The organism is Burkholderia sp. E168m23 (assembly GCF_016586125.1).
GTDB lineage: Bacteria > Pseudomonadota > Gammaproteobacteria > Burkholderiales > Burkholderiaceae > Burkholderia > Burkholderia orbicola.
This window is the reverse complement of sequence record NZ_BCPP01000489.1, coordinates 1-5258: the sequence shown is the minus strand read 5'-3', so window position 1 is coordinate 5258 and position 5258 is coordinate 1. Positions and strand designations below refer to the sequence as shown.

Annotated in this window: 5 protein-coding genes and 2 pseudogenes; 3 read left to right on the top strand and 4 right to left on the bottom strand. The window is 67.4% G+C overall.

Annotated features, from left to right (window positions below; genetic code table 11):
* Positions 1-351: pseudogene (locus JMF90_RS22855) on the top strand (threonine ammonia-lyase, biosynthetic); the annotation flags it as partial.
* A 12-nt stretch (positions 352-363) separates the two neighbouring features.
* On the top strand, positions 364-1194 hold the full coding sequence (gene queF, locus JMF90_RS22850) for an NADPH-dependent 7-cyano-7-deazaguanine reductase QueF (RefSeq protein ID WP_011546193.1): 831 nt from the start codon (positions 364-366) through the stop codon (positions 1192-1194).
* Between the two features lie 51 nt (positions 1195-1245).
* Here queF and JMF90_RS22845 read toward each other — a convergent pair whose 3' ends face one another.
* The 4 genes from JMF90_RS22845 to JMF90_RS22830 all read right to left on the bottom strand — a co-directional run bounded on the left by JMF90_RS22845 (position 1246) and on the right by JMF90_RS22830 (position 4725).
* Positions 1246-1665, bottom strand: a complete 420-nt coding sequence (locus tag JMF90_RS22845; protein ID WP_011546194.1) for a VOC family protein — start codon at positions 1663-1665, stop codon at positions 1246-1248.
* Positions 1666-1837: 172 nt separating this feature from the next.
* Complete coding sequence (locus JMF90_RS22840) at positions 1838-2224, bottom strand: RidA family protein (protein WP_006477830.1); 387 nt, start codon at positions 2222-2224, stop codon at positions 1838-1840.
* 78 nt (positions 2225-2302) lie between these two features.
* Positions 2303-3784 (bottom strand): amidohydrolase family protein, encoded by a 1482-nt coding sequence (locus tag JMF90_RS22835; protein ID WP_011546195.1) that lies wholly within the window; start codon positions 3782-3784, stop codon positions 2303-2305.
* Between the two features lie 2 nt (positions 3785-3786).
* The gene (locus JMF90_RS22830; RefSeq protein WP_011546196.1) at positions 3787-4725 is read right to left on the bottom strand and encodes a MurR/RpiR family transcriptional regulator; all 939 of its coding nucleotides are present in this window, start codon (positions 4723-4725) and stop codon (positions 3787-3789) included.
* A gap of 119 nt (positions 4726-4844) precedes the next feature.
* Here JMF90_RS22830 and JMF90_RS22825 point away from each other — a divergent pair.
* Positions 4845-5258: pseudogene (locus tag JMF90_RS22825) on the top strand (amino acid deaminase); the annotation flags it as partial.

Sequence of the window (5258 nt, the reverse complement as noted above, 5' to 3'; positions counted from 1 at the left end):
TTCGAGTCGCACGGCTTCAAGAGCGTCGACCTGACGCACGACGAGCTGTCGAAGGAACACATCCGCTACATGGTCGGCGGCCGCTCGCCGCTCGCGCTCGACGAGCGCCTGTTCCGCTTCGAATTCCCGGAACGGCCGGGCGCGCTGATGAAGTTCCTGTCGTCGATGGCGCCGGACTGGAACATCAGCCTGTTCCACTACCGCAACCAGGGCGCGGACTACAGCTCGATCCTCGTCGGGCTGCAGGTGCCGCAGGCCGATCGCGCCGAATTCGAACGCTTCCTCGCGGCACTCGGCTACCCGTATGTCGAAGAGAGCGCCAACCCGGCTTACCGCCTCTTCCTGTCGTAAAGGCTTCGTGCAATGAATCCCGAACATTCCCCGCTCGGCAAGGCCACCGTCTACGCGGCGCAGTACGACGCGTCGCTGCTGTTCCCGATCCCGCGCGCCGGCGCACGCGAGCAGCTCGGCATCACGTCGGCGCTGCCGTTCTTCGGCACCGACATCTGGAACGCGTACGAGCTGTCGTGGCTCAATGCGCGCGGCAAGCCGCAGGTCGCGATCGCGACGTTCTACGTGCCGGCCGAATCGCCGAACATCGTCGAATCGAAGTCGTTCAAGCTGTATCTCGGCTCGTTCGCGCAGTCGAAGTTCGACTCGGTCGATGCGGTGCGCGACGTGCTGAAGCGCGACGTGTCGGCCGCGTGCGGCGCGAGCGTGTCGGTCCAGCTGGTGTCGCCGCACGATTTCGCCAAGCTGGAGATGGACGAGCTCGACGGGCTGTCGCTCGACCGGCTCGACCTCGACACCGACGTGTACGAACCCGATCCGTCGCTGCTGTCGGCGGCCGACGGCGAGAACGAAGCGCCGGTCGAGGAGACGCTCGTGTCCGACCTGCTGCGCTCGAACTGCCCGGTCACGGGCCAGCCCGACTGGGGCAGTGTGCAGATCCACTACGTCGGGCCGCAGATCGACCACGCGGGCCTGCTGCGCTACATCATCTCGTTCCGCAATCACACGGGCTTTCACGAGCAGTGCGTCGAGCGAATCTTCCTCGACATCCTGCATGCGTGCAAACCGGTGAAGCTCGCGGTGTACGCGCGCTACACGCGCCGCGGCGGGCTCGACATCAACCCGTTCCGCACGAATTACAACCAGCCGATGCCGGACAACGCGCGGACCGCGCGGCAGTGAAACTCGCCGGCGACCGTTCGCCCGCCCCTTCCGGGCGGCGGACGGCCCGGTTCATCCTTGCACCGGGCGCTCCGGGAGAATTTCCACCAGGCGCAGCAGGTAGCCGTCGGGGTCTTGCACCAGCATCTCGATCTGGCCGTGTTCGATGTCGTCCTGCCGATACCAGGAGGTTCGGGGGGCGGCGAACAGCGCCACGCCTGCGGCGACGATCCGGTCATGAATCGGGCCGATCGCATCGACCTCGATCTGCAGGTTGATTCCCCGCCCGAACGGCGGCTCCATCGCGCCCGTCAGCCAGCTTTCCGGGCTCTGCTGCTCGAGCATCAGTTGAACCCCTCCGAGCTCGAGGTACGCGAATCCGTCTTCCGGACGCTCGAAGCGAATCCGGAAACCCAGCACGTCCCGATAGAAGCGCACGCTTCCGGCAAGGTCCGAGCAGATCAGCTCCGGCACCAGTGCAGCCCATTCCATACATGTCCTTTCAGTCGTTCGGACAGCACGTTACACCAACGGGCTGAATGCGTTGCAACGGTTGCAGCCGCGTGACGGCCTCGAGTCCGTCGGACCGCACCCGGAAAATGACAAAACGGGCCCGGTGCAGTTCACACCGGGCCCGTTGCGCGTATCGACTCGCCGCGGCGCGTTACTTCACCGGCGGCTTGTACGCGATGCAATCGACCTCGACCTTGCAGTCGATGACCATGCTCGACTGCACGCACGCGCGTGCCGGCGGATGCTCGCCGAAGTACGACACGAACACCTTGTTGAACGACGCGAAATCGCGCGCGTCATCGAGCCACACGCCGCAGCGCACGACGTGCTCGAGTCCGTAGCCGGCTTCCTTCAGGATCGCGATCACGTTCTCGATCGTCTGCTTCGACTGCGTGACGATCCCGCCTTCGACGACCTCGCCGTTTACCATCGGCGTCTGGCCCGACACGTACAGCCAGCCGTCGGCCTCGACCGCCCGTGCAAACGGCATCACCTGGCCGCCCGTGCCCTTCGCTTCGCCTACGCCATATCGCTTCATCGTTTCACTCCTCACATTTCGGTTACGGATGCGCGCGCCGGCTTGGGCACGCGCGGAAGATCGGAACACCTGCCGCGTTCAGAACGCCGCATCGGCACTCGCCGGCACGCGCTCGCCGCGCGCGACGAAACCGCCGGCGCGCTCGCCGGTCGGCTGGCCGTTTTCGTATGTCAGCACGCCGTTCACCCACACCGCGTCGATCCCGTGCGCGGGCTGTTGCGGCTTCTCGAACGTCGCGGCGTCGATCACGCTCGCCGGATCGAACAGCACGAGATCCGCGTGGTAACCGACATGCACTTCGCCTCGCTTCGGGATGCCATAGCGACGCGCGGACAGCGACGTCATCTTGCGGATCGCCTCCTCGAGCGGCAACAGGTTGGTGTCGCGCACGTAATGGCCGAGCACGCGCGGGAACGCGCCCCACAGCCGCGGGTGCGGCAGCGGATCGTTCGGCAGGCCGTCGGAGCCGACCATCGTCGCCGGATGCGACAGGATCCGGCGCACGTCGTCCTCGGACATGTTGTGGTACACGGCGCCCGCGGGGCGAATGCGCTGCGCGGCTTCCTGCTCGCTCACGCCCCAGTCGGCCGCGATCGCCTTCAACAGCTTGCCCGCGACTTCCGGGTGCGGCTCCGACCACGTGATCGTGATGTCGATGTCGCCCGTCACCTGCTTCAGGTCGAGCGTCGACGAACTGCGGCTGTACGGATAGCAGTCGCAGCCGACCGGCTGGTAACGTCGCGCGCCGTCGAGCGACGCGAGCACCTCGGTGCTGCGCCCCCAGTTCGACGGGCCCGCGCACTTCAGGTGCGAGATCACGACCGGCACCTGCGCGTGGCGGCCGACGCGGTAAGCCTCGTCCATCGCGTCGAGGATCGCGTCGAACTCGGTACGCATGTGCGTGGTGTACAGCGCACCGGATTGGGCGAGCGGCTCGGCGAGCGCCATCACTTCCTCGGGCGGCGCCGCGAACGCGGAGCCGTACGCAAGGCCCGACGACAAGCCGAGCGCGCCGTTCGCGAGCGCCTCCTCGAGCTGCGCGCGCATGCCGGCGATCTCGCCGTCGGTCGCCGCGCGGTCGAGGCGGTCCATCTGGTTGTTGCGCAGCGCCGTATGGCCGACGAGCGCCGCGACGTTCACGGCCGGGCGCGCGTCGTTGACGGCCGCGACGTAAGCGGCGAAGCTCGGGTACTGGAACGCGCCGCGCTCGCCGAGCAGGTTCATCGGATCGGGCGGGTCGCCGGCGAGCGTCACCGGCGATGCGCTGATTCCGCAGTTGCCGACGATCACGGTCGTCACGCCCTGCGAGATCTTCGGGATCATCTCCGGCGCACGGATCACGTGCGTGTCGTCGTGCGTGTGCACGTCGACGAAGCCCGGCGCGAGCGCCCGGCCGTTCGCGTCGACGACGTGCTCCGCGAGCCAGTTCGACAGATTGCCGATCGCCGCGATCAGGCCGTTGCGGATCGCGACGTCGCGCGTGACGGGCGGCGCGCCAGTGCCGTCGTACAACTGCGCGCCGACGATCAGCGTATCGGCCGCTTCGGGATGCGAATGCATGGTCAGTCTCCTACCGGTTGACGGTCTCCGCCGCCGCGGTGCGCATCGAGCGCGTGTTTGATGCGGCGCAGCGATTCACGGCCCGCATCGCCGAGCCGCAGCGCGACGCCGGTGACGAGCACGTCGATCGCCATCATCATCGCGTAGCGCGAGGTCGACGGCTTGTAAATGAAATCGGTTTCGAACGCGACGACCGGGATCAGGTGGTCGGCAAGCTTCGCGAGCGGCGACGCCGGCGCGGTGATCGCGATCAGCTTCGCGCCGTAGCGCTTCGCGAGCCGGCAGCTCTCGAGCAGCTCGGGCACGCGCCCGCTCACCGACAACGCGACGACGACGGTGTCGCCCGACAGCGTCGCGGCCACCATCCGTTGCAGCAGGCTGTCCTGGTAGCTCGCGACCGGCCGGCCGAAACGCACGAGCCGGAAGCGCAGCTCGTCGGCCAGCGCGGTCGAACCGCCGCCCTGCCCGTACACGTACGTCATCTTCGCGCCGGCGAGCAGGTCGGCCGCCGCGTCGAACGACGTGTTGCGCAGCAACTGGTGGTTGTGCGCGAGCGCCACGCGAATCTCGTCGTAGACCATCGATGCGGGGCTCGCGTCGTCGGCCGGCGCGTCGTCGGACGGCACCAGGAAACGCTGACCGACGGCCGCCGCCTGCGCGACGAGCACCTTCAGTTCGCGCACGTCGCGGCAGCCGACGGCCTTCGCGAAACGCGTGACCGTCGCGACGCTGACCTCCGCGTCGCGCGCGAGCGCGCCGATGCTCGCATGCGCGGCGCGCGCCAGATCGGCGAGGATGAACGCGGCAACCTTGCGCTCGGCTTCGCGCAGCTCGGGCGCGCATTCGGCGATCCGCGCGACGATGTCGAGGACCGGCGGGGCGGCCTGAGCCGGATGCGGCTCGGCGGCAGGCGGAGCGGACGGGGAAGCGGACGTATTCATCGGCGGAAAAGGGTGTGAAGCGGGATGTTATTAAATAACATCACCGCGCCGATGCTACTTTCTGTACCATCTGCATGTCAACTTCAGTGCAATGCATAGTGATGATGGAGCGGGATGACATGAAAGTTACAAACTATCAGGAAGCGACGATCGATCCGTTCGGCAAGGGCCTGGGCAATCTGCCGAGCGCGAGCGTGCCGCTCGGCGACGCGAGCCGGCTCGAATGGAATCTGCTCGCGGAAGACGTCAGCCTGCCGGCCGCCGTGCTTTACGAGGATCGCGTCGAGCACAACCTGAACTGGATGCAGGCGTTCGTGCAGAAATACGGTGTCAAGTTCGCGCCGCACGGCAAGACGACGATGGCGCCGCAACTGTTCCGCCGCCAGCTCGACGCCGGCGCGTGGGGCATCACGCTCGCGACCGCACACCAGACGCAGGCCGCGTATCACGGCGGCGTGCGCCGCGTGCTGCTCGCGAACCAGCTGGTCGGCCGCCAGAACATGACGATCATCGCGGGGCTGCTGTCCGATCCC

Coding starts and splice junctions, on each gene's coding strand:
- JMF90_RS22845 (WP_011546194.1), bottom strand. CDS start 1,665: ATGGAATGGGCTGCACTGGTGCCGGAGCTGATCTGCTCGGACCTTGCC.
- JMF90_RS22830 (WP_011546196.1), bottom strand. CDS start 4,725: ATGAATACGTCCGCTTCCCCGTCCGCTCCGCCTGCCGCCGAGCCGCAT.
- queF (WP_011546193.1), top strand. CDS start 364: ATGAATCCCGAACATTCCCCGCTCGGCAAGGCCACCGTCTACGCGGCG.
- JMF90_RS22835 (WP_011546195.1), bottom strand. CDS start 3,784: ATGCATTCGCATCCCGAAGCGGCCGATACGCTGATCGTCGGCGCGCAG.
- JMF90_RS22840 (WP_006477830.1), bottom strand. CDS start 2,224: ATGAAGCGATATGGCGTAGGCGAAGCGAAGGGCACGGGCGGCCAGGTG.